The organism is Bacillus alkalicellulosilyticus, from assembly GCF_002019795.1.
In the GTDB taxonomy this organism is placed as follows: domain Bacteria; phylum Bacillota; class Bacilli; order Bacillales; family Bacillaceae_F; genus Bacillus_AO; species Bacillus_AO alkalicellulosilyticum.
In genome coordinates, this window is the sequence record NZ_KV917381.1 from 2,021,986 (window position 1) to 2,048,784 (window position 26,799).

Below are 26,799 nucleotides of genomic sequence, written 5' to 3' on the forward strand. Positions count from 1 at the left end.
TTTATACAATGTGATCAGTATGGGAGAAGGGGGAGATTTTTTGGCTGGAGAAATTTTTAGCCGGTATGAGATAAAATATTTAATTCCATTTTCTACGTATGAGAAATTGGCCAAGGCATTGCAGGGACGTATGGTCTATGACAAATATGGAGATGAAGAAGGGAAATACAATATTATTAGTTTGTATTTTGATTCACCTGACAAAAAGATATATTACGAAACGAGAAACAAAGAGAGGTTTCGTCAAAAATTACGTTTGCGAATTTATAACAAAGCAACCGTAGATGATAACGCTTTTTTTGAGGTGAAGAAAAAGTATAAAAAAAGAGTCAATAAACGTAGGACGAGCATTAACTTAAAACATGCATACCAATATATTAATAACGCTCAAAGAAACTATGAAACATTGAATATATCGAATCCTCAAATTTTTAATGAAATTGATTCATTCCGCTCGTATTACAGCTTACAACCTGAGAATATTGTTAGCTATGATAGACAAGCTTTTGTTGGAGTAACAGACCCTGATTTAAGGGTAACATTTGATTATAATTTACGTTGCAGAAAAGATGATTTAAGAATAGAACATGGTCCGCACGGGATACATTTTGTTGATCCTGAGCTTGTTGTATTAGAAGTAAAAGTAAATCATAGTGTCCCTCTATGGCTATCGCGCTTACTAAGCGAACTTGGATGCCCAAAAAAAAGTGTCTCTAAATTTTGTACTAGTGTAGATTTATTAGAAGAGGGAACAGGAATTATCGTCTAACTATATACTGAAGGAGATTTTTACATGGATAGTATCATGGAGATATTTAGGCAATCGGATGTTACCACACGATTGACCTTAGTGGATGGGACAATTGCTGTTTTTTTAAGCTTTGTGCTCGCCTTAATTATTACAAAAATTTATAAAATGACGTATAAAGGTTCACGTTACTCTCAGTCTTTTGTTCATACAGTTGTGATTATGGGTGTTGTTGTATCTTTAATTATGATTGTCATCGGAAACAATGTAGCGGTCGCTTTTGGACTTGTTGGCGCATTTTCAATTATCCGTTTCCGAAGTGCAATGAGTGACCCAAAAGACATTGCGTTTATCTTTTTTGCGATGGCAGTTGGAATCGCTTGTGGACTAGGATTTTATTTATTAGCTATTATCTTTACTCTTACCTTGTCAGTATTAATTTATGGTTTATTTACATTTGATTATGGTAAAAGAGAAGGGGAACCGAGAACGATGAAAATCACGGTGCCCGAAAACCTTCAGTTCGAGGGTGCATTTGATGATATTTTTGAAAAGTATATGTCTTATCAATCTTTAACAAAAGTACAGACGACTAATCTAGGAACAATGATCCAACTGGATTATGAAGTTGTGATGAAAAATGGAACAAAGGATAAAGAAGTGATTGATGCTATTCGAGAAAGAAATTCAAATCTAAATGTAGCAATCAACTATGCTGCATCTAATTCGTATTAAGAGGTTGGTTGATTCTAGTTTCGTTGTTGCCGGGCCAAAGGGGGAAACACATCTTTTGGCCCGGTCTTTTTATCGTAAAAATCAGTAGTGGGCTAGCCTTTTTTTGTGTAAAGGTAGAAATTCTCAGGTTTTTTAACATTCTTTTTTCTGTTAATCGTGTTACGATGAGTGGAAGATGAAGAAATGAGTGATCACCCTTGAAGCAATTTCATAAATGGCTTGGTATTACCTGTTACATAACTGCAGCGATATATCTATTGTCCCTGTTTAGCTTTAAGCAGGGACTTGAAATTGTGTATAGTTTACTGGCATTGCTTTTGTTTGTTGTGGCGATTCCCTTTGTACGAAGAATGACTCAGATTGTTTCAATTGTTTTAGTTCTCGCTGGAGTTTACTTTTTTTACAGCAAACAAATGAATGTGTTCTATGCCGTCTCAGGATTTGGCCATAATATTAATCTCTTAACCTTATTTATTCTCGTTCCTCTTATAGGAGTGTATATTTCAACGGCTGGTTATTTAACGGCTTTAAAAGAATATCTGGAACAGTCTACACAAAAAAAGCATCCGTATCGCTTAAGTTTTATGTTGACGGCTTTGATGGGGGCCGTCTTAAATATAGGTTCAATGGCGATTGTAAACCGCATCGCGGAGGGGAGTTTTCAGTCTTTCTATCGCACAAAGTTACTTCTTGTTGTTCTTCGTACCTTTGGATTTTGTATGATTTGGTCGCCTTATTTTGTAAATGTAGGGCTTGTGCTTTTCGTGTTTAATGTTGGTTGGAAAGAGATAGCTGGAGTTGGCTTTATTATTGGTCTATTGTATTTATGTATTTGTTTTTTCTTTTTCAAGGGAATTCATTTTTCTCATGATGTTCACTATAATAATGAAGAAAATAATGATTTCAGTGGCACAAAGCATACGATTCGTCCTTTTGTTTTTTTCTTTGTCGGCTTATTTGTACTGTCTTTTTTCTTTGATGCAGTAACGAACCTTCCGATGTTAACGATCGTCTGTTTACTTGGACTATTTTATCCACTAGTCTGGGCTGTATTGACAAAACAATGGATTGATTACATTCATGATGTAATCGAGTTTATGCTTCAATCATTCTCACGTTTAAAAAATGAGCTCGTTATCTTTATAAGTGCAGGTTTTTTTGGCAGGGCTCTTGCGGAAACAAATGCAGGGCAGGTTATATCTCAGTCTATTTATGACTGGTCGTTAGGGTCTGTGTTCATGATGTCAGTTCTTGTTATCGTCTTGTCGATACTATTAGCTCTTATTGGCATTCATCCTGTTGTCATTGTGATCGGAATCGGGGGCTCCCTGTCACCATCCGTATTTGGAGTAAGTGCTGCTTATATGGCGATGCTATTATTGGTTGCCTGGACACTGGCCACACAACTGTCACCATTTTCAGGTTCGGTGTTAATGGCTTCTAGTTTAGCGAAGCGTTCTCCGGTTGACTTTTCAAAGCAAAACATCGCATTTGTTGCGACAAGTGTAGTTCTTTTAAGCATCGTATTATATGGTTTACATCGTTTTACATTAATTTAATAGACAGAGATGGAGAGAAATGCATGCAAACTTCTAAGTTATCTACATATGGATTAGTAATGCTAGTCATGGTTTTATGGGGCGTGAATATTGTATTTTTGAAAGTGTTGGTAGAAGCATTTCCGGCTACAACAATGACATCGTTTCGAATCTTTACAGCTGGAATAGTCGTCGCTTTTGTCGTATTACTATTAAAACGCTTTAAGCGAATTTCAAAACAGGAATGGCGTTTTATTATCCTTGGTTCCTTGTTTGGTGTCGTAGGACATCATTATTTTTTAGCGAATGGATTAACATTAACTACTGCATCAAATGGCGTATTAATTTTAGGGTTGCTGCCTTTAACGACTTCAGTTTTAGCTGCGATTATGTTAAAAGATAAGTTGAGTTCACTTCGAGTAGTAGGGATTGTTTCTGCTCTTGTCGGAGTACTTATTATAATAATGGCAGGAAGTGGGGCAATCGGTGGCATACGTGTAGGTGATTTGTTAGTATTAGTCGCTATGTTTTGCCAAGCTTTAAGCTTTATTTATATAAAAAAGGGAACTGAAACAATGGATTCCCGTGAAATGACCGCTGTGATGCTAGTCATCGGTTCAGTCCTTCTGTTTTTAGTTAGTTTATGGATTGAACCAGGAGGAGGAAGTGAGGTTATTCAATCTGTAACAGGTCCACTGGTTGCGGTGTTTTTAGCCTCTGCACTTTTATCAACTGCTCTTGGTCACTTTCTATACAATGAAGCAATTCACAAGCTTGGAGCAGGTCAAGCAGCTATTTTTAATAACTTTGTACCTTTTTTTGGGATTGTGGCTTCTGCTCTATTTTTAGGTGAAGTAATTTATTGGCTTCAAATCGTCGGTTTTATTTTTATCGTCATTGGTGTTTTATTTGGTACGGGGTACGTTGAAGAAAAGCACAGGAAAAGACAAGGGAATAAACAAAAGCCAGTAGTTCAAAAAATCAGCTAACGTCAAATGGGGGAACCCTGGGTAAGAATAGGTATATTAGAAAAGGAGGGACAATAGGTAAAATAACCTATTGTCCCTCCTTATTTTCTATTTAGCTCACATAATATGTCATAGATGGTTGAATAACCGTTTGGAGTTGATGAACTTCTTCATCCGTTAACGGAACAAGCGGTAAACGAACAGAACCAACAGTTACACCTTTTAAATTAAGAGCTGCTTTTACAGGTGTAGGGTTCGGGCTTGTAAATAAAGCTTTCATCGTAGGGAGGAGTTGTCTATGCATCGTAGCTGCATGTTGAACATGTCCCTGCATAAAGCTTGTCACCATGTTTTGCATTTCGTTTCCGATAATGTGAGAAGCAACGGACACAACACCAGTTCCACCAATGGCTAGAATAGGAAGTGTTAAGCTGTCATCACCACTGTACACTGAAAAGGTATCGTCCGTGCCAGCAATGATTTGAGCGATGGCTTCTAAGTCTCCACTTGCTTCTTTAATAGAAACAATGTTTTCTATTTGAGATAGGCGAATCGTCGTTTCAACATTCATATTGACTACACTGCGACCAGGGATATTATATAGCATCACAGGTAGCTTAGTTGATTCAGCAATTGCTGCAAAATGTTGATACATGCCTTCTTGTGATGGTTTATTATAATAAGGTACGACAAGCATTACTCCGTCAACACCTGCTTCTTCAGCAGCTTGTGTTAGTGCAATGGATGCACGTGTATTGTTAGAACCGGTTCCAGCAATAACAGGAACACGGCCTTGTGCGACGCGTACCACCGTATAAAATAGCTGAATTTTTTCTTCTGTCGTTAACGTTGGCGATTCGCCAGTTGTCCCAGCGACAACAATCGCATCAGTTCCATTTGCAATTAAATGATTTACTAACTGTTCAGTAGCTTGGAAATCAACATTACCTGCATGATCGAATGGTGTTACCATAGCTGTGATTACTTTTCCGAAATTCATTCATATCACCCTCTATTCAATTCAATTTTTGGACACAGAAAGAATCTAAGCTCACTTCTATGCTTGTTGAATAGAGCTAATCTTCTTATCCTGGTGTAGGATTTACGCAAAAAAAACAACAATGAGGGTCTCATTGTTGCAGGAATGTTGTCCTAAGAAAACTTCCTTGCGTGAGATAGCCCTCCATATAGCAAAAACTATATGACAGTCCTGACCTTATTAAGAACAGAACCAGCCTCGGAGAATATGAGTTTCTCTTGGCTTCGGCAAATCCCCCTTTTTTCAACTTTCAACAGAGCTCATTCTCCTCCAGATTGAATACTAATGGTCTTTGCACCTCTACCCTCACTTCAAATGTTGAAGTAAAGAATATCAATTTGTTGTGTCTACCTTAACAAATATTATCCTTGATTGCAATGGAATATACTAAATTCCTTTGTTTTTTTTGTTTTTTGCTTTATTTACTGAACTTTTCCGATAATTTGTAAACGAGAGAGATAACTGTAAGTTTAAAAAAAAACGATCTTTCTCATCCTAAGAAAAAAAGGAGAGGATATTTTTGAAGAAAATATATATGTTTCTAACGATTTGCATCTTAACGAGTGGTTGTTATGACCCGGTAGATCAAGAAGAGTATGGAAGAGCTCAAATGATACCAAATGTAGGAGAGAATGATCAAATTTTTACTCGTACAAGAGAAGCCAGTTACGACGAGTCTTATCAAGGGCAACTTGTCGAGCAACTAACAACAGACATTGGCGCAATGCAAGAAGTGGATAAGGTGCGTGTCGTTATTTACGATAATATCGTATTGGTTGGTATTGTCCCAAAACAATCAGGCACCAATGAGCAAGAAATTGAAACAAATATTAGTGAAAGAATTCAACAAGCAGTAGGTTCAAAAGAAGTAGTAGTTCGAGTGGATGAGGACAGCTTTGAGGAGATTAAAGCGCTCGACTTAAAATTGCGTAGAGGTGCAACATTTGAAGAGGCTGCCCCAAGAGGACTCGACCTTTTCCAACAACTTGGTGAGGAAAATAACCAAGGTCAATTAAAATAAACCATAAAGAAAAAATAGCTTGATGAAAAGAGAATGACCTAAGATTTCTCTACTCATCAAGCTATAATTGTTAGACAATTTTTATTTAACGCACACAGCATACGATTTTTGGGCTAAATTTAAGAGCTTGTCTAATTCTTGGCTACACTGCACTGTGATTTCTGATGTGTACCCATATTTCTCAGCTAAATCAATCATTTGATTGCGCTTTGTTTCAATTGCTAGTAAAAGCATTTCCTCTCTCCACCTTTATCTTTATCAATCCGTGTCAAACATAACAAAATTATTATATCGAATTTACAAAAATAATAAACAGATTCCCTTAAAATAGTCACCAAACCCTAAAAGTAGTGCAGTTTCGACACCTTTTTTGTCGAGGTTTAATGGATTTTTAAACAATATTTTCTTGTGTTACATTGGTTGTTTTTACACAACATATGAAAAGAAAGGAGTGGGTGGTCATGGGAAAAATAATAACAAAGGTAACGACAGTTATGGTGACTATCATCCTCTTGAGCGGTTGTGTCGTTGACCAACAACAAAAATTTGGTGCGAATTCAAATCGAGAAGAGGGATACAGTGGATTTGGCACCGATAGAGTAAGAAGTATGGAAGGACCGCTGTCGGATATGATGGTACCAGATGCGGCACCAAAAGGTCGAGTGGATTTGGCAAAACCGATTGCTGAACAAAATGATTATGTGAAAGAAGAACGATTGCTCGACTTTGAAGGACAAGGGACAAACCGTAACGGCAACCGTGTCTTAGTCAACCGTCCAGGAACATTACGTGGCAAATATCTAATGTCTGATAAACCACACCTTACAAAAAAATATAATGTAAACATAGAGAATTTGTCAGATGAGGACAAGGTAAGGCAAACCCTATTTTCTTATGAAGAAGTTGAAGATGTTCACATTGTCACTTCAGATGGTATGATTTTAGTAGGGGTTGAGTCTCCTGAACAAAACAGACGAAAACTTAGACGTGATTTAAAACAAATCGTAAAAGAGGAAACAGATGTCGATAATGTTATAATTGCTTTAGAGCGACCGATGGTTTCACGTATTCAAGCTCTTGAACATGGGATAAGCACAGGAGAGCCTTTTGAAGAGTTTGGTGCGGGACTAGCTGAAATTATAGAAACATTTGAAAATGCTGTTAAGTAATAAATGACCCAAAAGGGATAATACCTTTTGGGTCATCTTGAGACATTATTTAATACCTAATTCTTCGGTCACGCTATTAAATTCTCGCTCCATTTGTTTATGATTAATGACCACATTTTCGAAATAGATCCTAGACTTTTGAAAGGCTTCAGGGTCTGATGAATCATATCGTTCTAAGCTTTGCTGCAACATTTCAAGTTCAATTAACGTAGCAACATGTGCTTGATGGAGTAAATGAAACTCATCGGGAACAGGTAAGTCTAATATTTGAATACTCTCGTCTTGAATATCAGCAAAATGCTCGATCGCATGTTGCAATTCTGCAGCTTTTGGTGAGTCCCCAAGAAAAAAGGGCCTCATTTCATTTAAATTTGCATAAAAAGAAAATAAATAGTAGCCGAAATGATCTGCGAAAGATACGGTTTCAGCGGAAACTGAATTTCTTTCTCGGTTTTGTTCTTTAATCGATGGTGGTTCAACAATACCTAAGCCTTGGTGTCCTTCTGGTTGATTTTCAATTCCTTTGACAATATCACTTCCTCTATCACCACAACCAGCGAGCAAGGATAGTGACGAGGCAATGATGAATACTATAGATAAAAACTTCAACGAAACCCCTCCAATATCATACATATCACCTTTAGTATGCCAAGTTAAGGTGGAATTATTCAAAATTGGAAGGTGCACCCTACACTAGAGCCAAAGAAGCAATGGAGGATAATATGAGAGAGTTTGTCAAACCAACTATCGTAGTAAGTCGCTGCATCGAATTTTCAGCCTGTCGCTATAATGGTGATAAATTATCAGACCAAACGGTTTGTAGTTTAAGGCCATATGTAGAATTTATTCCGGTTTGCCCTGAAATCGAAATTGGTTTAGGAACTCCAAGAGACGTCATTCGCTTAATTGCTGATGGCGAAGAGACTACGCGATTAATTCAACCTAAAACGAATAGAGACCTTACAGATTTAATGACTGAATTTTCTACTGAATTTATTGAAGAGGTATCTGAAAAGCAAATAGATGGCTTTATCTTAAAAAATAGATCACCAAGTTGTGCAATAACGGATGCGAAAGTATACCATTCTGCTGATAAATCGGCCCACACCCTTCGAACTGGAAGTGGGTTATTCACACAACGGGTGCTAAAGGCTCATCCAGATGTTGCAGTAGAAGATGAAGGCCGTTTAAAGAACTTTCGAATTCGAGAACATTTCCTAACGAAGCTCTTTACGTTAGCGTCTTTTAGAAAACAAAAACAGACCATGTCGATGGATGAATTAAATCAGTTTCATAAAGAAAACAAATATTTATTTATGGCTTATCAACCGCAAATATTAAAGAAATTAGGTCAAATTGTTGGAAACCAACAAAAAAAACCTCTAGAACTTGTCATAGAGGAGTATGAGCGGGAATTAATTATCATGTTTAAAAAAGCACCAAAATACACCGCAAATATAAATGTATTTGAGCATATATTTGGTTATTTCTCTTCACACTTAACGACAAATGAAAAACAATATTTTCTTTCTGTTCTTAATAAGTATCGTGAAAAAAAACTGCCAATTAGTGGTGTAGTAAGTATTCTAAAAGCATGGGCCCACCGCTTTGATAATCAATATTTATTATCACAAACGTTCTTCGAGCCATACCCTGAAAGTCTAATTGACATTAGTGACTCTGGAAAAGGACGAGATTACCGCTAGAGAGTGGGACAAAAGGTTGTTTGTTTAGAGGTCACTGAAAAAGTTAAACCTAACTTTTTTTAGTGACCTCGTTTTTTTACCTTTTTGTCCCACCCTTACTCTCTATTCTTGTTCCTTTTTCTTAGGAACGGGGTCAAATCCACCAGGATGGAAGGGCTGGCACTTTAAAATTCGTATAACTGTTAACCAAGTGCCTTTAAAAACACCATGTACTTTAAAGGCCTCTATACCATAATGTGAACATGTCGGATAAAACCGACATGTAGGAGGCTTTAAAGGTGAAATGAACTTTTGGTAAAAGCGAAAGACTCCAATAAATAGCCACTTCATCTCAATCAAACCTTTCTAACTTTCTTCATTGCCCTCTGGCTTTGTTATTTTATTATCTTGTATGTATTGTGTAAAATAGTCAATAATACTATCAAAATCCTGCATAAGCATTAATTGACGCTCTTGTAAAATTGCTTGTTGAGTTTTGTTAAACGTCGCTGCTTCCCTTTTTATTTGGTTTACCCACGTTTTAAGGTTATTTTGTTGATCCTTTGGTAACATGTTCTCAACTGAGCTACATATAAATGAACGACACGTGCTATTTTTTAATGTAAGTGGCAAGCTACAACCCATATTTTGTTTAAAATATTGGCACATTGAGTAGGAAAGCTGTAAGTCGTCCATTTCTATCTGTGAAAGACCAGTTAAGTTTTTTTCCGAAAAACGGGAATCTACCATAGCTTGTACCTTGATTTCAAAGTCGTTTATCACGGCGCTTTTATGTTGAAGGATTTCATTAATAAAGAAGTCAATATGGTTATCCTTTACGGCTTGATACACTTCAAATAAGGAAAAAACAGGACTATAGCTACAACAACCAACATGAGGTACATCGGATTCTGCAGGAGCAAAGTAGTCATCTGGGCAGTTAAGACAATGAGAGGTTAGAATTTGATTATTATGTATCTGTATCATGCGATTGAATTTTCTCCTTTTGTTGTGGTCTATATGACTCTAACTATATCTTGAACTACCCACCACTTAACTACTCTAGCGAGCTGTTTGAAGTGGGGGATTCCTAAGAACACCGGTGTACCCACCAGTTATGGATTAGGCTATCCCCGTCGCACCGACGGTTAGAAGTCTATTCGCTTCGTTTTTTAAATTGATTCCTGCGTTAATATCACGGTCGTGATAGGAGCCACAAACACATTTCCATTCACGCAACCCTTGACCTTTAACGTCTTTATTTTTGTATCCGCAACTCGAACACAACTGAGAGCTAGGGAAGGTTTTACTCACTTCCACAACCGTCTTCCCGTACCATTCAGCCTTGTGCACTAACATCGTTTTGAATCGGTACCAAGACACATCAGCGATGGATTTAGCGTTCTTCTTATTTTTCATCAGATTGGTTATTTGCAGACTCTCTATGCCGATAATATCGTGGTTTTTGATAATATCCGTAGAGGTTTTATGTAAAAAAGTCTGAACGCTTGTTTTCAATTTTTTCGTGAATTCGAGCCACTTTCATTCGTTGTTTGTTCCAATTATTAGAACCTTGTTCTTTTTGGTTTTAAACCGTTGATAAGCATCAGCCAAATTTTCAACCGATTATTGAAGCGACATACTATCGACTTCTTTAAACGATTTTTTCACTAACACAGAATTCACCTCATTTATAAGGAACGTACGTTCTAATTATACCATATAAGTCTATGTTTTGGCTATCGCCAACCGACATTTATCTCCCCCTTATCGTTGGGCCAAAAGCCCTTCTCGCGATTGAAGAGGGAGTCTTCAGTCGGAAAAAGATAAAATGAATCTTCACGTTAGGAGCTGATCCAATGAAAAAAGTGATTTTGTATTTTGGTGTAATCTTGTATGTACTAAACATCCTCGTCTTATTTTTACAAACCTCTCATTATAGTTCAGAACAGTTGTTTCAAGCGATTGTATTTATAAGTGCTTCGTTCCTATTTTATTTTACCATGGCTTTTCTTTACTTTAAAAATGAGAAGGGAAAGGCAGTTATTCCGCTTATTCTTACAGTTGTTGGCATTGTATCCATAGCCTCAGCGTTCTTATTAGCATAAGCTAATCTACAAAAAGCACCGGACTATAGTCTGGTGCTTTTTGTTGGTAAATGTCGAAATATCCATTGACGTTATAGACCAATAGGCTTACTATAGAACTTGAAGGTTTTTATATAAAAGTAGTTAATTAGATTTAGATTCTATGCAACTAGTTACCACATAAGGAGGACAATATGATTAAGGATAAAGTGAAGAAAAAAGGCAAAGAAAAGTTACCAAAGTTGAAAGGGAATAAAAAAGCATTCTCTACTTTAACGATTAAAGTAAAGCTATTATTAATATTCCTACTTATTTCAGTAATATTCTTAATAGGAAGTGGGATTACATTATATAATGTTTCTCAGATTAACAAAACAAATGATAAGCTAGAGACTGCTATGGAAATTCGCGCAATCACACTAGAGATTGAAAGTGATGTTCGCCAACAAGTGAGCTTTATTCGAGCGATTCTACTAGAAGGCAGCAATCCAGAGTATTTTGCAAACATTGAGGCCGCTAATGAAAGTGTTATTGATGCTGTCAATCGAGGGTTGGCTATATCGACTGAACCAACAACAAATGAAAGTCTCGAACGAATTTTAGATTTAAACGATAGTTACTTAAAGTCAGCACATGAAGTTTATGTAGTCATGGAAGAATCGCAAGAAACCGCGTTGCGTATAGCTGACAGTTTGCTATTCACGCTTGGAATTGCGATGGACCGTATCACCAATGAAGTGGTAGTGGCAGAAGAAGAAATTCTTGCTAATGTAAAAGCTGAAGCAGAATTGAATATTGCGCTTGCACGATTTATGATTATCATAACAAGTGTCGTTGCCATCGTATTGTCGGTTACATTAGGAGTTATTGTCTCTAGTCGTATGTCAAAACCAATTAAGGAGTTGGCTGTAATTGCCGACCGTGTTAGTGATGGAGATTTGACGGTAACGATTAAAGAGGCAAAATCCAAGGATGAAATTGGAACGTTAACAACTTCATTTAAAACGATGACAGAAAATTTACGTTCGATGATTGACTCGATTTCAATTAACTCGTCTCAGGTAGCTGCTTCAGCAGAAGAGTTATCAGCAAGTGCAGAACAAACATCAAGAGCTTCTGAAGAAATTTCTTTAGCTATTGATGAAGTTGCTAAGGGAACAGATGTACAAATGGATGCGGCGAATAAAGGGGTAGAGGCCTTACACCAAGTATCAAAAGGTGTGGAATATATTGCTGAAAACTCAGCTTCGATTTCAGCTAATGCTGATGTGTCTTACTCTCATGCTGCTGAAGGTGGAGAGCTTGTTAATCAAACTGTTGCTAGTATGACTACCATTAATAAAACCGTTCTCCAAATGGATGGTGTGAGTAAAGAATTACTTGAACAATCTAATCAAATTGGAACCATTTTAAAAGTAATTAAAGATATTGCAGAACAAACCAACTTACTTGCACTAAATGCAGCAATTGAAGCTGCGCGGGCTGGCGAACACGGAAAAGGATTTTCGGTTGTTGCCGACGAAGTCCGTAAATTAGCAGAACAATCAGGTCACTCTGTTGTTCAAATTAATCAAATCATCGAAAAGATCCAAAACCAAACAAATGAAACGGTAATGATGATGGGTGAAGTGAAAAAAGAAGTAGATAATGGACTTACAATTTCACAAAATACAGAAGGCAAATTCATTCACATCATTGACTCACTAAAAGGAATTAAAGAACAAATCGAAGGCATGACGTCAACGTCTCAAGAAATCGCTGCTCAGTCACAAGAAGCGCAAGCATTAGTTGAAGATATGGCTAACTTAGCGGTACAAGCAGGAGAGAACACGTTAACGGTAAGTGCAAGTTCAGAAGAAAGTCTAGCTACGATGGAAGAAATTACTTCATCTGCTGAATCCTTATCGAACATGTCTGATGAATTAAGCAAAATTATCGAACGCTTTAAGATCTAAAGTAAGAGAGGGTTGGACAAAGTCCACCCCTCTGTTGTTTTTAACAATCGTAATAATTATAAAAAAGAGTGCCCATAGGGAATGTTCCCTTTTGGCACTCTTTTGTGTATTAGGTGGTATATACTACAACAAATTGTAAGGCGACTTCTGTTGCGGTCGGGTTAAGATAGGTAACAGCAGATTCACCGCTAAAACGAATGCCTTCATGCTCTTTTAAATGAAAGCTTTCCTCTTCTATTGAAATAATCACTTCTCCGGATAGAACGGTCACATATTGAATGACACCTGGCTGATGACTACCGGGTTTATACTCAGAATGCTCTTTCAAATAAGCACGGTGCATGTCAAAACCTTCTTTTGAATTAAACATAGGTTCAATTGAACACGTACCATCTGCACTTATGATTGTATTCCCGTGGTCTGCTTTTGCTATGGTGATTTCGTTCTCACCAATTAATAGTGAAGATACAGGAATATTTAAAGCAGCAGCGACTTTCCAAATGACGGATAAAGAGGGATTGGCTTCACCACGTTCAATGTTTCCCAGTGTTAACTTGCTCACATTCGTCATTTTTGAAAAGTCATCAAGACTTAGCCTTTTACGGTTCCGAAGTTTTCGTAACCGCTGACCTAATGTAATTTTAAGTTTTATTTCTTCGACTTGTTCGGTCTTTTGCATTCCTTTTCCCCTCATGTCTTTTTAGATTCATATCTATTGTTGCTATATTATAGAAGGATGTAATTTTTGTTAGTTATATTATATATATCGTAACAATAGGTCGAATTATTAATAGCTTTTAAAACAAAAATATAAAAGTGCCTCAAGAAGGGCTTGTCTTTCTTAAAACACCAGTAACTAGAATTAAAATAGCAAAAGGTAAAGAAAGCTAATCAGTGGAATGGTAGCTAATGATAGTAGCGTTGAATAGATAGTTGTTAAAACAGCAGTATGTTCGTCACCAAGATATTTTGAAAATAATACAGAGGCAAGCATAAACGTTGGCATGGCAACTTGAAGGACAACGATTTCTTGAACTTGCTCATCAATTGGAATATAGAGAATCACCACCATAAAAAGAACTGGTAATAAAAGTAACTTCAATAAGAGCGGAATCGATAGAAATGAAATAGGAAGTTTCATTTTTTGTTTTAATAAAGGGGCTAATAACATCCCGATATAGAGCATGGCAAGCGGGGCAGCAATGGATGATAAGGTTGCCGCCAGTTGTTTGACCATAACAGGAGGCTGATAGCCAATAACTGCAATCGTCATTCCGATGATAATGGCGAACACAGGGGCATTAAGTAGCGCTTTTAACTGGCGTAATTCGAACTTTTTTTCGTTTTGAAGTAAATAGAGGACCAATGTAAAGATAACGATATCTAACCCTGCATCAAAAATAGCTGCAAGTAAGCCACCGACTGGACCAAATATAGTGGCACACAAAGGAATTCCTATAAACCCGGTATTGCCTAAACCTGATAGTATCGCTATTTTTTTGGCCTTTAAAGACTGAAATTTAAAAATCCGAGCGACCGCCAACGCAAGCAGAATACCAACAACGTTAAAAACAATAGATATTATAAATACAGTGACAATCTGATGAAGTAATGCGTTCGTTATGTCTGTCTGGAATACGCCATTTAATATAATAGCTGGCATTGCTAGGTTTATTATCACTGTCATTACAAAATGCTTCACTTCAACTGTAATCGATAGCTTAATAGATAAAAGATACCCGAAAAAGATAATAATTCCCATCATGAAAACTGTTGAAAATACCATAATTATATCCATACAAGACACCTCAAGCATTACGGAGTTCCTTTGATGGAGACCCGTTGTTTTACATCGTCAAGAAAGTGTTTATGAATTAAAAACAACACTCACCCTTTCCAATATGCGACAATACTATATCATTATAATGCATTATAAAAATTTATGAAAATTATTGTCTGCCTAAGGAGAGTTATAGAATCATGAGAAGAGCTAATATATTTGAGCAAGTTCCAGTCATTGAGACGGAACGTTTGCGTTTACGTAAATTAGAACTTGGTGATGTAGATGCAATGTACACATATATGAGTGACCCGGATACAGCCAAATATGGATTATGGTATCCTCACCAATCAATCAATGAAACCTATGATTTTTTAGTTAACTTGTTAACTCAAAATGAAAATCAACACATCGTAACTTGGGGAATTATATGGAAACCATCCAATCAGTTTATTGGAACGGTTGATGTTGTCTTTAATCCACCCGCTTTTGTGGATGCAGAAGTAGGGTATGTCGTGTCTAAAGAGTTTTGGGGGAAAGGAGTTATGACTGAAGCTGTCCATGCTATCCTTTATTTTATTTTTACAAGCATGACAGTGGAACGAGTCGAAGCTAAATGTTTTCCAGAAAACATTGGTTCGAGAAAGGTGATGGAGAAGTGTGGGATGTCCCATGAAGGAACGTTGCGGAAGAAGATGTATGTTAAAGAGCGCTTTTGGAACCTATCGATTTATGCGGTATTAAGGGAAGAATATTTAGCACAATATCTTACAACACAGGAGTTAGGCTAAGTCTGTTCTATAAAATGATTCCAAGTTATAGTATACTTTTTCAGTAGAGATCCTGTAGGAGATGAAATAGATGACTAAACTAGAACAAGTACAACCATTTTTGAAATGGGCAGGAGGGAAGCGTCAACTGTTACCAGTACTAGCAGAGCTAGCCCCCGCTAAATTCAATAGATATTTCGAACCGTTTGTGGGAGCAGGAGCCATGCTTTTTCACTTTCAACCGAAAGAAGCGTATATCAATGATATTAATTCAGAGCTCATAAATGTTTATGCAACGATTAGAGACGATGTCGATTTGTTACTCGAACAACTAAAACAATTCCACAATGATGAAGAGAGCTACTATGAAATCAGGGCTTTAGATAGAACGGACGCTTTTGTTACATTAAGTAACATCGAGAGAGCTGCCAGAATTATATACTTAAATAAAACATGTTACAATGGCTTATTTCGTGTGAATTCAAAAGGTCAGTTCAATGTCCCTTTTGGCAAATATAAAAATCCTAATATCGTCAATGCTGAAGTACTTCGGGCGGTCAGTCATTATTTACAGCAAAATCAAGTGACGATTTCGAATACGGATTTTGCGACAATGGTCTTACAGCACGCGGATAAGGGTGATTTTGTATATTTTGATCCGCCATATGACCCGGTTTCAGCCACTTCCTCCTTTACGAGTTATGCTCTTCAGGGGTTTGGGAGAGAGGAACAAATGAGACTTCATCAAGTGTTTACGGAGCTTGCGCAACGTGGTTGTTATGTGATGTTGTCGAACTCTTATACTGACTTTATTTGTGACCTTTATCAGGATTTTACGATAGAAGGTGTAAAAGCCACGAGAAGTATAAACTCTAAGGGCAATTTACGAGGGAAAATAGACGAAGCTGTGGTGATAAGCTATGACAAAAAATGACCAAGCCTGGTCTGTCTTATTTGAACGTCATCACATTGTTGAAAGAGTGAGGAACGAAGGCTTTTTTCGAATTAGCGCGGATGACATTCGAAAAGAACGTGAGCCTCGCTTAATGTGTAAGTTTGACCATTCCTCAAATTTACCTAAGCTGTTTAAAGAACATGGGTATTCGATATTACCTTTATCACGTTCAGAGTATATCATTGGTCCTTTTTCGATATTTGAAAATGTGAGCTATCATGTACAAAAGCCTACTAGGGTGGCTGTACCTTCTTATATTGATACAGTAAATACAAGTGATCTATATTCCGAAAGTGCAGCGCTTCATGCAGCTTTTGTTAGTGGCATGTTTCATCATGTTTTGGACTTAGCAGAAGATGCCCCTTTATTGCCAACGGTATCAGGGAGAATGGGGTCTAAACAATTTGATTATCATGTAGCAATTAAGGATGGGATATTTCCTGTCCAAGTAGAAGGATCGCAAATTGAAATTGATGGTGGATATGAAGGGATAAATGATTTTGTTATCGTAGAAGCCAAAAAAGAAGGGGTAACAGATTTTAATATCCGACAATTGTATTACCCATATCGGGTGTGGAAAAAGCGTACGAAAAAAAACGTCATTCCTGTTTTTTTTACGCATTCTAACGATATTTTTTCCTTTTTTGTTTATCGTTTTAGCGACGATACATTGTTTAATTCAATTGAACTAGTCAAGCAGCTCGATTTTATGATTGATACCGAGCATATAAGCGTTGATGACTTACTTGAACTTTGTAAAAGAACATCACCTAATTTCACAGGTAAGGATGTACCGTTTCCACAAGCTGATAGCTTTGAACGTGTAGTCGACCTTCTTCACTTATTACACGAGAGTACATTAGAAAAGGATGTCATTACCGAAAACTATGATTTTACTCCAAGACAATCGGATTATTACACGAACATCGGCCGATTCTTTGATTTAATTGATAAACAAGTTCATCAAGGTTCAATTTTTTATTCCTTAACTGAAAAAGGAAAAAACATGATGGGCTTGCCTTATAAAGAAAAGTACCTAGCGTTAGCACAGTGCCTTTTCTCTCACCCTGTCTTTCAAAAGGTATTTTTAGAATGGATTCTGCAAGAAAGCTTGTCTAAAGACAGAGTCGTTACAATTATGAAACAACATAACCTGGGGATTAGTGCAGAATCAACATACTACCGTAGAGCCCAAACGATTTTAAAATGGATGGAATGGCTTAAAAAGTTGACGGAAAGATAAGTAAAGTAACGTGAGCACCGACATATAAAATCCCGTTGTGAGAGATTTATTCACAACGGGATTTTTGATGAGTGAAGCCATTGCTACTTATAATGTGTTCAAGCTATCCGTCAATGTCTTTTTGTCCAATTGCTCTCCAATCAGAACAAGATTTAAAGGAAAGGATTGTTCAACTTTAGTAAAGTCTGGCATCCCGTATGAATATTGAACCATCGTGATATGGTTGTCTCCTTTAAAATGGATAAACCCCTTCATTCTAAAAACGGTTTGCGGTAAGGTAGAAACCCATTTTACAAACTCTTCTTTATCGATTTTCGAATGAAATTGATGAACAACACTTTTTACATGCAGATGATGATCGATATGTGTTTTTTCACGGTCAATGGATTCTTTGGATTGAATCGAATCAAGAATGTCGAGATCGAATTTAGCAAAGCTCGTTGTCACGAGTGGAGCTGTTTGATTAAGCTCTTTTATTTGTTGTAGACACTTAGTCAGAGCCGTTGAATCAAGTAAATCAATTTTATTTACAATAAGTATATCTCCACTTCTAATTTGCTCTTTGGCTAATTTTTTCACGCGAATGCTCATGCCTTGTTGATGAAAGAAGCGGTTCGCATCAACGATCGTTATGATTCCTTTGACTTCTGCGAATTCTACTACGGCAGGGGTCATACAGCCGTCTAATACTTCTAGAGGGTGTGCAGCTCCAGTTGTTTCTACGAAAATCGTATCTAACTCATTGTTTTTACAAAGATCCAAAAGTTGAGGTTCAATTTGACTTTGAATGGAACAACAAATGCAACCATTTAACAGTTCGCGAAAGGGTACGTGAGCGGGGATCGATGTACTGTCGACTGAAAACGCACCAGCTTCATTCATTAATACTGCTACACGTTCATTCTTTTTATATGAGTTTAAAAGTAACGTTTGTAATAATGTTGTTTTCCCGCTACCTAGAAAACCTGCAATGATATATATATCAATCTTTTTCATAGTTCTCTCCAAATCTTAATGGTTTCGATTTATTAATCATATCACTACACTAGAAGAATGAAAAACATAAACATTTGATGTTTTTTTAATGAAATTGGTATAATAAGAAAAAAATTTGGAGTGGCTTGCATGAAAGTAATTCTTATACGACACGGAAAGTCTGAAAAAAGCGGGGGAGGTCAAGTGGATATTCCCCTTTCAGATCTAGGGGCTGCACAAGCGGATAAAGTAGGTCAGTTTCTTCATGAGCAAATCGATATCGATATCATTTATTCAAGTCCATTAAAAAGGGCACTTCACACAGCGGAAACGATAGCTAATACATATGACATTCCAGTACAAATTGACCCTTTACTAATGGAACGAACAGACGGTATATTTGATGGCTATAATGAAAAAGAAAGAGAAGAAAAGTATCCTGCCGAATGGTTATATTTTTCTGAACATCCATTGGAAGCAGCACCTAATGGAGAATCGTTGCATCACCTTGAAAAACGAGTAGATGACGTGGTAGCCAGGATTGTTAACAATCAAGATTCTCGTACAGTAGCCATTGTTAGTCATGGGGAATGGTTAAATGTTTTTTTACATAAAGTCCTTAACATTCCTTGGTATATGTACCCTGTATTTAAATTAAAGCCGGCCAGTGCTACTATGCTTTCTTTTAAAAAGTCTGGAAAAACAGTGGTTCACTATATCAATCGAATCTGATTCAATTAAATAATGCCATAAGCCAGAGATAACCATCCTAAATGATATAAAAAAATACAGAAATATAGTCCTATTGCACCCATAAAGAGGACATTAATTTTTTTATTCTTAAAAATATAAGGGATGAGCAGTAACAGCAAACAAGGTAATGCTACTTTAATCGCATAAAACAAGATAATGCTTTGGTGATAGACATAATCCATTAATGGATTTGCCTCTGTCACTCCAAAATACTTTATTCCAATATCGGTAAATGTTGCATCGGCAACAGATAATAATAATAACAAAAATGCTAAAACAATAGTTGGACGAATTCCGAGTGTTGACATCATAAATCTCCTCCTAACCCTATCTCAGTATCGGACAAAAGTTTGATACCTAAACATAGAATTATCGATAGTGTACATGTGATAGAAGAGAGAGTAATGTTTCATTAGTAGGAAAAAAATGGGTTAATTATATTGAACAAAACGAATATTAGCCAAAAGTCTGATACTTTATCTATGGTATATCTATGGTTTACACGTACGAATGATGATAAATTCGACAGTAACATATTAAAAGAGTTTGGAATCGACAAAATGAGGAATGGAGGGAGATAAAGATTGTGAATATATTGTCATTGGCAAAAAGTATAGTGTGAATAGAGCTATTTAAAATAAGATAAAATAGTCTGTAATTTTCCTTGTCTGAATGATTCGAACTAATCTGAAATTGGTAAAACAAGGTATAAAGACATTAGTTTAGGCGTATTATTAAAAGTAATTATAGGGATATATCCTCGGTATGAGAGGATAAGTTTAGGGGAGATGTGATTATAGTACTATTAGTGAGGAATTTGACTTTTTTTCATTAAATTCAATATAATGAACACAATTATTATAAATATCATGACTTGAAAATATAGACTGACCCTTGTATAATAAATAATTGGAAGTACCCATTTTATACATATTTTTCTTTGAATGGTATTTTAATTTTTGTAACTGGAACGAGATAATACATGTAAGATTTTGAATTCACGTCTTATAAAGATTATCTACGCGTACCTTTGTTGATGGTCTTTATAATATGTGAATTTTTATTTTTGTATAGAAATAGGATTGCATATTAATATTTATTTTTGGAGGTCATAAGTGATGAAAGCAACTGGTTCAGTAAAATGGTTTAACGCAGAAAAAGGATTTGGATTTATTGAAGTAGAAGAAGGAAACGATGTATTCGTTCACTTCAGTGCTATTACTGGCGAAGGATTCAAAACATTAGAGGAAGGCCAACAAGTGGAATTCGAAATCGTTGAAGGAAACCGTGGTCCTCAAGCTGAAAACGTAGTAAAACTATAATTTTTTATACAGTTTTCAAAAAAGCTGCTCTCGGGCAGCTTTTTTTCTTTTACAATAGAATGATAGGAGAAGATCTCATTGATTGTAGTTTTTTAATAGTGAAGGGGAGGGATATGACTTATGAAACGAGCGAAATTGATACAGCGATTTGGAGTTATAGCACTTATCACTTTATTCATATGGATTGGCATTTATTTTTTTCCGGTGTCTGAGCAAGTAAGAAAACCGTTCTTTTCTGAAGGTGAAATGCTTGTGATTGCTCATCAGGGCGGGGAACATTTAGCGCCTTCAAATACATTAGTTGCTTTTGAACAGGCGGTTGAGATCGGTGTCGATGTCATTGAATTTGATATACATATTACATCTGACAATCATCTAGTAGCAATTCATGATCCTACTGTCGATAGAACAACAAACGGTTCTGGAGTCGTTGCTGAAATGTCACTAGCTGAACTAAAAAAACTTGATGCTGGTTTTTATTTTCGAAATCTAGAAGGTGACTATAGTTACCGAGAACAAGGAGTCACGATACCAACAGTCGAAGAGATTTTTTCCGCGTTTCCAAACATAAGGATGAACATTGAAATAAAAGATACAAATCCACCTGATAAAATAGAGTTACTCTGTCAAACGCTTTGGTCCCTGATAGAAAAATATGAACTAGAAGAAAAAGTGTTAATTGCAGCTTTTGACCAAAATATAATTGATACAATGAGTGAAGCATCTAACCACACAGTAGCAGTAAGTGGGGGAAAGCAAGAAGTAACAAAGTTTGTGATTTTTCATAAGCTTTTTTTGAACGGATTATACCGCCCTAAAGTAGATGCGATCCAAGTTCCAACAGAACAAGCTCGAATTGACCTTACAGACTCCTATCTTATAAAAATGGCAAATAAAAAAGGCTTAGATGTGCATTACTGGACGATTAATGATCGAGAAACAATGGAGTATTTAGTTGAACAAGGGGCTAACGGAATTATAACGGATAGACCTGATATCTTACTCGAAGTGTTAGGTCGTTAATTGAAGTTCCTCGTGTATAAAAAAAACTTGTCGCTTCCTATTTAAAAAGGAACGACAAGTTTTTTAGTTATTGGTCAGTTTTAAGCCCATCAAGGGCGCTTTGAGCAAGCAAGGCAATTGTTGCATCATCCATCGGAGGATTATGAAGTCCTGCACGTACGTCGCGATAATACCGTTGTAACGGATTTTTAGCGGATAAACTTCGTGCACCAACGATTCTCATTGCCTTATCAACGATTGATATCGCATTGTTCGTCACCGTATGTTTCACAGCTGCTAATTCTGGTTTAAAGCTTTCTCTGTCAGAGGTGTTTTCCCATTTTTCAGCTACCGAATATAACATGTGACGAGCTTGTTTTAACTCTAGTTCAATTTCGCCAATTAACCGTCTGACGTTTGGCAACTCGCTGATCGTTGTTTGAATGCTATTTGGTTGGTAGCTACTCGCAAAATTTAAAGCATATGTTCTTGCTGCTTGAGCTATACCTAAGTAGCAAGCAGGAATATGAAGAAGCCAGGCATTTGCTTTCATTTTCCGCTTTGGTCCAATTGTTTCTAAAAAATATCGTTTGTCAATTTTGACGTTGTCCAACACTAAATCATGGCTTCCAGTAGATTGCATCGCAATACTATCCCACGTTTCATCAATCGAAACACCTTTGGTCCCTTTATGAATGAGAAAATCTCCAACCTCTTCGCTTCCAGTAATACTCGCAGAGACCAGATAAAAATCTAAAGCAGGAGCCAATGTGGTAAACGTCTTTCTCCCATGGATAACCCAATGGTCTTCATGCTCGGTTGCTGTTGTTTCTGGCTTTCCTCCCCTAGTAGGACTTCCAGTTGCTCGTTCAGTTGCCGCACGGTTCAGCAGAGCTCCATTTTTAACAGCGTTCATAATTTCATGGTAAACGTCTTTTTCCCAGTTGTTATCTTCGCATATATCCAACACACAACCTAAGTGCCATCCCATTCCTAGCGCTGTAGATCCGCATCCTTGCGCTAGTCGCTCTTGCATCAATAAGAATTCGTATAAAGTCGCACCTTGCCCACCTAATGATTGGGGCAACGTTAGTGTCGTATAACCTTGGTTTCGAAGGTCTTTCATATTTTCAAAAGGAAATTGTTGTTGTTGCTCATAATAGAGGGCTCTTTTGCCAAACTCATCAGCCATTTTCCCAATTTCTTGTAAGGTATTCCGTTGTTTTTGACTTTTAAGAAACACCACAAACCGCCTCACTTTCTTATAGGAAAGATACCATTTTTTATAGAAAAAAAACAAGAAATTCACTCTTGTAAAAAAATAATTGAGACAAATATGAAACTTTTTACAAGAAAGGTCGTCTAATGTGTTGAAAAAAAATTATCCATAGAAGGATAAAGATGTAATACTTGTCGAATTAAGAAGATTGTCATGATAAAAAACAAATCGACATAGAAAAAATAATTGAGTAAGAGAGCGAATGGAGGTTTACGTAATGTGTGGGTTTATTACGTATATTAGAGGTCAAAAAAGTGAAGATTGCTTCGATACAAAAAAAATGTTTGTAAATATGACAAATATCATCACACACAGAGGACCTGATGATGTTGGATATTATTTTGATGATTACGTTTATTTTGGATTTAGAAGATTAAGTATTATTGATGTTGAACATGGAAGACAACCGTTAAGTTATGAAAATGAACGCTACTGGATTGTATTTAATGGAGAGGTATACAATTACCGTGAGCTTCAACAAGAGCTAAAAGAGCAAGGGTTATCCTTTGAAACGAATTCAGACACAGAAGTAATATTAGCTTTATTTAGCCATATAGGTGTAGACGCTTTTCAAAGACTACGAGGAATGTTCTCGTTTGTCATCTGGGATAAACAAGAGAAAATTACATATGCGGTAAGGGATCCGTTTGGAATCAAACCACTTTATTATTATCAAGAAGAGGAGAATATCTATTTAGCCTCTGAAAAGAAAAGTATTTTATTAGCCATAGAGAACGATACAGTCAATTGTGAAGCGATTCATCATTATTTAACGTATCAATATGTGCCAGAACCGTTAACGATGTCAAATGACATAGTAAAACTACTACCTGGAACATACATGAAAAAAGAACTAGGAAAGCCTATTGAATTGAAACAATATTGGGCAGCTTCATTTAAACGTACACCCAATCAAACTTCGAATGTAAATATATTGGATACGTTGCGAGATTCAGTTCAAATTCATATGCGAAGTGATGTCCCAGTAGGAGCGTTTTTATCGGGAGGAGTAGATTCAACCTGTATTGTAGCTCTTGCCAAAGAAGTCAATCCGAACATAAAAACTTTTACAGTTGGCTTTGAACGCAATGGCTATAGTGAGATTGATGTTGCTAAGGAAACTGCTGAAAAACTTCAAGTTGAAAACATTGAATATAAGATTACTCCAGATGAATTTTTACGGGAATTGCCAAAGATTATTTGGCACATGGATGACCCGGTTGCGGACCCTGCTTCTATACCTCTTTACTTTGTCGCAAAAGAAGCTAGTAAGCATGTTAAAGTTGTTTTATCTGGAGAAGGCGCAGATGAATTGTTTGGCGGGTATGGAATATACAAGGAACCGTTATCGTTAAGACCTTTTATGTATATACCTGACCGAACGAAACGAGTATTAAAGGCACTGGCAAATGTTCTTCCTGAGACGGTGAAAGGAAAGGGTTTTATTGAAAGAGGCTGTACGCAATTAGAAGACAGATACATTGGTAATGCCAAAATCTTTAATGATATAGATAAAGCGTTGCTATTGCACGAGTACAACACGAATTTTAACTATAGGTTAGTAACAGAAGGATATTATAAGCAATGGAAAGATTACGATGATGTCACAAAAATGCAAATGATTGATATCCATACGTGGCTACGTGGTGACATACTTGTCAAAGCAGATCGCATGACAATGGCCCATTCACTTGAACTTCGTGTTCCTTTTCTTGATAAAGAAGTGTTTGAAGTGGCCTCAAACTTACAATCGCATATGAATGTATCAAAAGCGCAAACTAAAATTGCGCTTCGAAAGGCGATTCAGTCGATTATCCCTGACCATGTCATTGAACGAAGAAAGTTAGGCTTTCCTGTTCCGATTCGTCACTGGCTTCAAGATGAGTTGTACGATTGGGCAAGACAACTAATTATTGAAAGTGAAACGGATTACCTTTTTAATAAACATTATATTTTAACGTTATTGGACAATCATCAAAAACTACATTTTGGTGACCAACAGAATAAACTAAAAGCAAAAGTAGATTATAGTCGACACCTTTGGACGGTGTTAACGTTTATGCTTTGGCATAAAATATATGTTGAAAACGCATTTGAACCATCATTTCTACAAACATCTACTGATACCGTGGAAAAAAGTCCAATCGTATAATCAAAGCAATTGAATTCGAGGCTACTGAAATAGGATGAACAACCTATCTCAGTAGCCTCTTTCTTTAACATCCTGTTTTTGGTATAGTAGACCGGTACCTTAATAAGGACAAGCGGATGGTAAAAAAATACCATTGTTTTACATCTTGAATGATTTAGTCGAATTATGGATATATTAGCAAATAGTTCTTATAAATGGAGGATGGTATGGTGGAGTTACAAACGGATATGGTATTTGAAATGACGACTAAATTTAAAGCAAACTTACCAAATGTGAAGCATTTGCGAGTTGTTAATGTGAGTAAAGGCAGTGTGAGCTTTGTATTAGAAGGGTCCACTGGGCGGGGAGTTTTCCCGATTGATTTATTTCTTTCATTAATGAGAAACGGCTCTCTTGTGTATACGACTCATCCGATTGAAGATGAAGGTAATACACATGAGGAAACAGCATAAATTTGTAAGCGGCTGGAATACATCCATCCGCTTTTTTAAATGGTAAGTAAGGGACTATTCGGGAAAACGACGTTTGTCTTTATTTATAGAATTGCAAGTGTGAAAATGAACGTATACCCTAAAAAGATAATAAATGCGGTTCCGACCAAACTTGCAAACAAAACTTTTCCCCCTTCTTTTTTTATACTTGCCGACTGAACCGTCATCCCTAGGCCAGTTAAAGTCATTCCCATTGAAATAAAAAGTGTTGCTCCATTTATGACATGAGGTACAGCAGTAGTAATCACCCCTGATGAATGAAGGGCACTCATCATTAAAAAACCAAAAACAAACCATGGAACTGGAATTGCACTAATGGATGTTGTGTTCTTTCTTCTTTTAGGATTAATGAAGTAAACGAGCAAAAGAGCAACCGGAATAAGTAATAACACACGACTTAATTTCATCACAATGGCTTTTTCTAAAGACTCATGGCCGGCAGGTGCTGCTGCAGCCATGACATGGGCAACTTCATGTAAGGTCGCTCCTGAAAAAATGCCGTACTCAATAGGGTCCCAGATTCCGATAGAGTATAATGACGTATACATGATGGTCACAAATGTACCTAACAAAGCAACAACTGATATGGCTATCGCTGAATGGTCAGCTTTTACTTTTAACAACGGCGCTATCGCTACAATTGCTGCAGCCCCGCAAATTGATGTGCCGCATGCTGTTAACAGGGCTAGTCTTCTATTGATTCCAACTTTTCTACCAATATAGTAAACTAGCGCCACGGTCAGACTAACATGAATAATAGATATGAACATCATTTGGAAGCCGCCAGCGAAAATCTCACCGACATGTAGACGGGCCCCAAGTAATATAACGCCGATTTGAAGACAGCCTTTCGCTAATGTTGAAATATAAGGAAGAAGGTCTTTATTGACTCCAATGGTAAAACGCCAAACCACGCCAAGAAATAATGAAACAACTAAGGGTCCAGCGATTGAGAATATTGGAAACTTGGCTAAATGATAGGCCATAATAGTAATCACTATTGTGAGGAAGAAACATTTGAAATAAGGGTAAGTCATTTTTTCAAGTTGTTTTGGAATGATTTGATCCATTAGAAAAGCACGTCCTTACGTATGTTTGTGTTGTTTATTACTTTACCTGTCATGTAATCATT

General features: G+C 36.7%; 28 protein-coding genes, 1 pseudogene and 1 riboswitch. Of the genes and pseudogenes, 17 read left to right on the forward strand and 12 right to left on the reverse strand.

Annotated elements, in window-relative coordinates; genetic code table 11:
• Positions 1 to 40: 40 nt before the first annotated feature.
• The 4 genes from BK585_RS10315 (at position 41) to BK585_RS10330 (ending at position 4,010) form a co-directional block, all read left to right on the forward strand.
• Positions 41 to 769, forward strand: a complete 729-nt coding sequence (locus BK585_RS10315) for a polyphosphate polymerase domain-containing protein (RefSeq protein ID WP_078553370.1) — start codon at positions 41 to 43, stop codon at positions 767 to 769.
• Positions 770 to 793: 24 nt separating this feature from the next.
• Positions 794 to 1,483, forward strand: coding sequence for a DUF4956 domain-containing protein (locus BK585_RS10320; protein WP_078553371.1), 690 nt, complete (start codon positions 794 to 796; stop codon positions 1,481 to 1,483).
• 197 nt (positions 1,484 to 1,680) lie between these two features.
• Positions 1,681 to 3,042, forward strand: coding sequence for a transporter permease (locus BK585_RS10325; protein WP_078553372.1), 1,362 nt, complete (start codon positions 1,681 to 1,683; stop codon positions 3,040 to 3,042).
• Between the two features lie 23 nt (positions 3,043 to 3,065).
• Positions 3,066 to 4,010, forward strand: a complete 945-nt coding sequence (locus BK585_RS10330) for a DMT family transporter (RefSeq protein ID WP_078553373.1) — start codon at positions 3,066 to 3,068, stop codon at positions 4,008 to 4,010.
• Positions 4,011 to 4,101: 91 nt separating this feature from the next.
• On the opposite strand, the gene dapA is transcribed toward BK585_RS10330, so the two are convergent.
• Positions 4,102 to 4,989: a 4-hydroxy-tetrahydrodipicolinate synthase gene (gene dapA, locus BK585_RS10335; protein WP_078553374.1), complete on the reverse strand. Its 888-nt coding sequence runs from the start codon at positions 4,987 to 4,989 to the stop codon at positions 4,102 to 4,104.
• Between the two features lie 168 nt (positions 4,990 to 5,157).
• A riboswitch (Lysine riboswitch) is annotated at positions 5,158 to 5,339 on the reverse strand.
• A 209-nt stretch (positions 5,340 to 5,548) separates the two neighbouring features.
• On the opposite strand from dapA, the gene BK585_RS10340 reads away from it, so the two are divergent.
• Positions 5,549 to 6,049: a YhcN/YlaJ family sporulation lipoprotein gene (locus tag BK585_RS10340; protein ID WP_078553375.1), complete on the forward strand. Its 501-nt coding sequence runs from the start codon at positions 5,549 to 5,551 to the stop codon at positions 6,047 to 6,049.
• Positions 6,050 to 6,130: 81 nt separating this feature from the next.
• Here the strand turns inward: BK585_RS10340 and BK585_RS10345 are convergent, their stop codons facing one another.
• A complete protein-coding gene (locus tag BK585_RS10345; RefSeq protein ID WP_078553376.1) occupies positions 6,131 to 6,283 on the reverse strand; it encodes an aspartyl-phosphate phosphatase Spo0E family protein in 153 nt (50 codons plus the stop codon).
• A 227-nt stretch (positions 6,284 to 6,510) separates the two neighbouring features.
• Here BK585_RS10345 and BK585_RS10350 point away from each other — a divergent pair, with 227 nt between their 5' ends.
• Positions 6,511 to 7,218, forward strand: a complete 708-nt coding sequence (locus BK585_RS10350) for a YhcN/YlaJ family sporulation lipoprotein (RefSeq protein ID WP_170885533.1) — start codon at positions 6,511 to 6,513, stop codon at positions 7,216 to 7,218.
• A 45-nt stretch (positions 7,219 to 7,263) separates the two neighbouring features.
• Here the strand turns inward: BK585_RS10350 and BK585_RS10355 are convergent, their stop codons facing one another.
• Positions 7,264 to 7,827: a hypothetical protein gene (locus tag BK585_RS10355; protein ID WP_078553378.1), complete on the reverse strand. Its 564-nt coding sequence runs from the start codon at positions 7,825 to 7,827 to the stop codon at positions 7,264 to 7,266.
• A 113-nt stretch (positions 7,828 to 7,940) separates the two neighbouring features.
• Here BK585_RS10355 and BK585_RS10360 point away from each other — a divergent pair, with 113 nt between their 5' ends.
• The gene (locus BK585_RS10360; protein ID WP_078556739.1) at positions 7,941 to 8,924 is read left to right on the forward strand and encodes a YbgA family protein; all 984 of its coding nucleotides are present in this window, start codon (positions 7,941 to 7,943) and stop codon (positions 8,922 to 8,924) included.
• Positions 8,925 to 9,026: 102 nt separating this feature from the next.
• Here BK585_RS10360 and yidD read toward each other — a convergent pair whose 3' ends face one another.
• The 3 genes and pseudogenes from yidD to BK585_RS10375 all read right to left on the reverse strand — a co-directional run.
• On the reverse strand, positions 9,027 to 9,254 hold the full coding sequence (yidD, locus tag BK585_RS10365) for a membrane protein insertion efficiency factor YidD (RefSeq protein WP_078553379.1): 228 nt from the start codon (positions 9,252 to 9,254) through the stop codon (positions 9,027 to 9,029).
• A 15-nt stretch (positions 9,255 to 9,269) separates the two neighbouring features.
• Positions 9,270 to 9,890 carry a hypothetical protein gene (locus BK585_RS10370; RefSeq protein WP_078553380.1) on the reverse strand — a complete coding sequence of 207 codons (621 nt, stop codon included), beginning with the start codon at positions 9,888 to 9,890 and terminating at the stop codon, positions 9,270 to 9,272.
• Positions 9,891 to 10,025: 135 nt separating this feature from the next.
• Positions 10,026 to 10,476 (reverse strand): annotated as a pseudogene (locus tag BK585_RS10375) (RNA-guided endonuclease TnpB family protein); the annotation flags it as partial.
• Between the two features lie 286 nt (positions 10,477 to 10,762).
• Between BK585_RS10375 and BK585_RS10380 the strand changes: the two are divergent.
• Both BK585_RS10380 and BK585_RS24985 read left to right on the forward strand, forming a co-directional pair.
• The gene (locus BK585_RS10380) at positions 10,763 to 11,011 is read left to right on the forward strand and encodes a hypothetical protein (RefSeq protein ID WP_078553382.1); all 249 of its coding nucleotides are present in this window, start codon (positions 10,763 to 10,765) and stop codon (positions 11,009 to 11,011) included.
• Positions 11,012 to 11,184: 173 nt separating this feature from the next.
• Positions 11,185 to 12,945 (forward strand): methyl-accepting chemotaxis protein, encoded by a 1,761-nt coding sequence (locus BK585_RS24985; RefSeq protein WP_078553383.1) that lies wholly within the window; start codon positions 11,185 to 11,187, stop codon positions 12,943 to 12,945.
• Between the two features lie 109 nt (positions 12,946 to 13,054).
• On the opposite strand, the gene BK585_RS10390 is transcribed toward BK585_RS24985, so the two are convergent.
• Complete coding sequence (locus BK585_RS10390) at positions 13,055 to 13,624, reverse strand: helix-turn-helix domain-containing protein (protein ID WP_139367538.1); 570 nt, start codon at positions 13,622 to 13,624, stop codon at positions 13,055 to 13,057.
• Between the two features lie 183 nt (positions 13,625 to 13,807).
• A complete protein-coding gene (locus BK585_RS10395; protein WP_078553385.1) occupies positions 13,808 to 14,743 on the reverse strand; it encodes an AEC family transporter in 936 nt (311 codons plus the stop codon).
• 182 nt (positions 14,744 to 14,925) lie between these two features.
• Here BK585_RS10395 and BK585_RS10400 point away from each other — a divergent pair, with 182 nt between their 5' ends.
• The 3 genes from BK585_RS10400 to BK585_RS10410 all read left to right on the forward strand — a co-directional run bounded on the left by BK585_RS10400 (position 14,926) and on the right by BK585_RS10410 (position 17,693).
• Positions 14,926 to 15,516, forward strand: a complete 591-nt coding sequence (locus BK585_RS10400; protein WP_078553386.1) for a GNAT family N-acetyltransferase — start codon at positions 14,926 to 14,928, stop codon at positions 15,514 to 15,516.
• Between the two features lie 70 nt (positions 15,517 to 15,586).
• Positions 15,587 to 16,429, forward strand: a complete 843-nt coding sequence (locus BK585_RS10405; RefSeq protein ID WP_078553387.1) for a DNA adenine methylase — start codon at positions 15,587 to 15,589, stop codon at positions 16,427 to 16,429.
• Entirely contained in the window at positions 16,416 to 17,693 is a 1,278-nt protein-coding gene (locus BK585_RS10410; RefSeq protein WP_078553388.1) for a type II restriction enzyme, read from the forward strand. The genes BK585_RS10405 and BK585_RS10410 overlap by 14 nt, the downstream gene beginning before the upstream one ends.
• Positions 17,694 to 17,780: 87 nt before the next feature.
• Here BK585_RS10410 and BK585_RS10415 read toward each other — a convergent pair whose 3' ends face one another.
• Positions 17,781 to 18,689, reverse strand: a complete 909-nt coding sequence (locus BK585_RS10415; RefSeq protein ID WP_078553389.1) for a CobW family GTP-binding protein — start codon at positions 18,687 to 18,689, stop codon at positions 17,781 to 17,783.
• 129 nt (positions 18,690 to 18,818) lie between these two features.
• Between BK585_RS10415 and BK585_RS10420 the strand changes: the two genes are divergently transcribed.
• Positions 18,819 to 19,400, forward strand: a complete 582-nt coding sequence (locus tag BK585_RS10420) for a histidine phosphatase family protein (RefSeq protein ID WP_078553390.1) — start codon at positions 18,819 to 18,821, stop codon at positions 19,398 to 19,400.
• A 5-nt stretch (positions 19,401 to 19,405) separates the two neighbouring features.
• Here the strand turns inward: BK585_RS10420 and BK585_RS10425 are convergent, their stop codons facing one another.
• Complete coding sequence (locus tag BK585_RS10425) at positions 19,406 to 19,732, reverse strand: DUF5658 family protein (protein ID WP_078553391.1); 327 nt, start codon at positions 19,730 to 19,732, stop codon at positions 19,406 to 19,408.
• 807 nt (positions 19,733 to 20,539) lie between these two features.
• Between BK585_RS10425 and cspD the strand changes: the two genes are divergently transcribed.
• Positions 20,540 to 20,743: a cold-shock protein CspD gene (cspD, locus tag BK585_RS10430; protein ID WP_078553392.1), complete on the forward strand. Its 204-nt coding sequence runs from the start codon at positions 20,540 to 20,542 to the stop codon at positions 20,741 to 20,743.
• Between the two features lie 120 nt (positions 20,744 to 20,863).
• Positions 20,864 to 21,766: a glycerophosphodiester phosphodiesterase family protein gene (locus BK585_RS10435; RefSeq protein WP_078553393.1), complete on the forward strand. Its 903-nt coding sequence runs from the start codon at positions 20,864 to 20,866 to the stop codon at positions 21,764 to 21,766.
• A 67-nt stretch (positions 21,767 to 21,833) separates the two neighbouring features.
• Here the strand turns inward: BK585_RS10435 and BK585_RS10440 are convergent, their stop codons facing one another.
• Positions 21,834 to 22,991, reverse strand: a complete 1,158-nt coding sequence (locus BK585_RS10440) for an acyl-CoA dehydrogenase family protein (RefSeq protein WP_078553394.1) — start codon at positions 22,989 to 22,991, stop codon at positions 21,834 to 21,836.
• A gap of 250 nt (positions 22,992 to 23,241) precedes the next feature.
• Between BK585_RS10440 and asnB the strand changes: the two genes are divergently transcribed.
• Positions 23,242 to 25,176 (forward strand): asparagine synthase (glutamine-hydrolyzing), encoded by a 1,935-nt coding sequence (gene asnB / locus BK585_RS10445; RefSeq protein ID WP_078553395.1) that lies wholly within the window; start codon positions 23,242 to 23,244, stop codon positions 25,174 to 25,176.
• 206 nt (positions 25,177 to 25,382) lie between these two features.
• Positions 25,383 to 25,628, forward strand: coding sequence for a hypothetical protein (locus BK585_RS10450; protein ID WP_078553396.1), 246 nt, complete (start codon positions 25,383 to 25,385; stop codon positions 25,626 to 25,628).
• A gap of 83 nt (positions 25,629 to 25,711) precedes the next feature.
• Here BK585_RS10450 and BK585_RS10455 read toward each other — a convergent pair whose 3' ends face one another.
• Positions 25,712 to 26,737, reverse strand: a complete 1,026-nt coding sequence (locus BK585_RS10455; protein WP_078553397.1) for a YeiH family protein — start codon at positions 26,735 to 26,737, stop codon at positions 25,712 to 25,714.
• Between the last annotated feature and the right edge of the window lie 62 nt (positions 26,738 to 26,799).

Bases quoted from the DNA above. Each gene is read 5' to 3' on its own strand.
- BK585_RS10320 (WP_078553371.1), top strand. From the start codon at position 794: ATGGATAGTATCATGGAGATATTTAGGCAATCGGATGTTACCACACGA.
- BK585_RS10330 (WP_078553373.1), top strand. From the start codon at position 3,066: ATGCAAACTTCTAAGTTATCTACATATGGATTAGTAATGCTAGTCATG.
- dapA (WP_078553374.1), bottom strand. From the start codon at position 4,989: ATGAATTTCGGAAAAGTAATCACAGCTATGGTAACACCATTCGATCAT.
- BK585_RS10345 (WP_078553376.1), bottom strand. From the start codon at position 6,283: ATGCTTTTACTAGCAATTGAAACAAAGCGCAATCAAATGATTGATTTA.
- BK585_RS10350 (WP_170885533.1), top strand. From the start codon at position 6,511: ATGGGAAAAATAATAACAAAGGTAACGACAGTTATGGTGACTATCATC.
- BK585_RS10360 (WP_078556739.1), top strand. From the start codon at position 7,941: ATGAGAGAGTTTGTCAAACCAACTATCGTAGTAAGTCGCTGCATCGAA.
- yidD (WP_078553379.1), bottom strand. From the start codon at position 9,254: ATGAAGTGGCTATTTATTGGAGTCTTTCGCTTTTACCAAAAGTTCATT.
- BK585_RS10370 (WP_078553380.1), bottom strand. From the start codon at position 9,890: ATGATACAGATACATAATAATCAAATTCTAACCTCTCATTGTCTTAAC.
- BK585_RS10380 (WP_078553382.1), top strand. From the start codon at position 10,763: ATGAAAAAAGTGATTTTGTATTTTGGTGTAATCTTGTATGTACTAAAC.
- BK585_RS24985 (WP_078553383.1), top strand. From the start codon at position 11,185: ATGATTAAGGATAAAGTGAAGAAAAAAGGCAAAGAAAAGTTACCAAAG.
- BK585_RS10390 (WP_139367538.1), bottom strand. From the start codon at position 13,624: ATGCAAAAGACCGAACAAGTCGAAGAAATAAAACTTAAAATTACATTA.
- BK585_RS10395 (WP_078553385.1), bottom strand. From the start codon at position 14,743: ATGGATATAATTATGGTATTTTCAACAGTTTTCATGATGGGAATTATT.
- BK585_RS10400 (WP_078553386.1), top strand. From the start codon at position 14,926: ATGAGAAGAGCTAATATATTTGAGCAAGTTCCAGTCATTGAGACGGAA.
- BK585_RS10405 (WP_078553387.1), top strand. From the start codon at position 15,587: ATGACTAAACTAGAACAAGTACAACCATTTTTGAAATGGGCAGGAGGG.
- BK585_RS10410 (WP_078553388.1), top strand. From the start codon at position 16,416: ATGACAAAAAATGACCAAGCCTGGTCTGTCTTATTTGAACGTCATCAC.
- BK585_RS10415 (WP_078553389.1), bottom strand. From the start codon at position 18,689: ATGAAAAAGATTGATATATATATCATTGCAGGTTTTCTAGGTAGCGGG.
- BK585_RS10420 (WP_078553390.1), top strand. From the start codon at position 18,819: ATGAAAGTAATTCTTATACGACACGGAAAGTCTGAAAAAAGCGGGGGA.
- BK585_RS10425 (WP_078553391.1), bottom strand. From the start codon at position 19,732: ATGATGTCAACACTCGGAATTCGTCCAACTATTGTTTTAGCATTTTTG.
- cspD (WP_078553392.1), top strand. From the start codon at position 20,540: ATGAAAGCAACTGGTTCAGTAAAATGGTTTAACGCAGAAAAAGGATTT.
- BK585_RS10435 (WP_078553393.1), top strand. From the start codon at position 20,864: ATGAAACGAGCGAAATTGATACAGCGATTTGGAGTTATAGCACTTATC.
- asnB (WP_078553395.1), top strand. From the start codon at position 23,242: ATGTGTGGGTTTATTACGTATATTAGAGGTCAAAAAAGTGAAGATTGC.
- BK585_RS10450 (WP_078553396.1), top strand. From the start codon at position 25,383: ATGGTGGAGTTACAAACGGATATGGTATTTGAAATGACGACTAAATTT.
- BK585_RS10455 (WP_078553397.1), bottom strand. From the start codon at position 26,737: ATGGATCAAATCATTCCAAAACAACTTGAAAAAATGACTTACCCTTAT.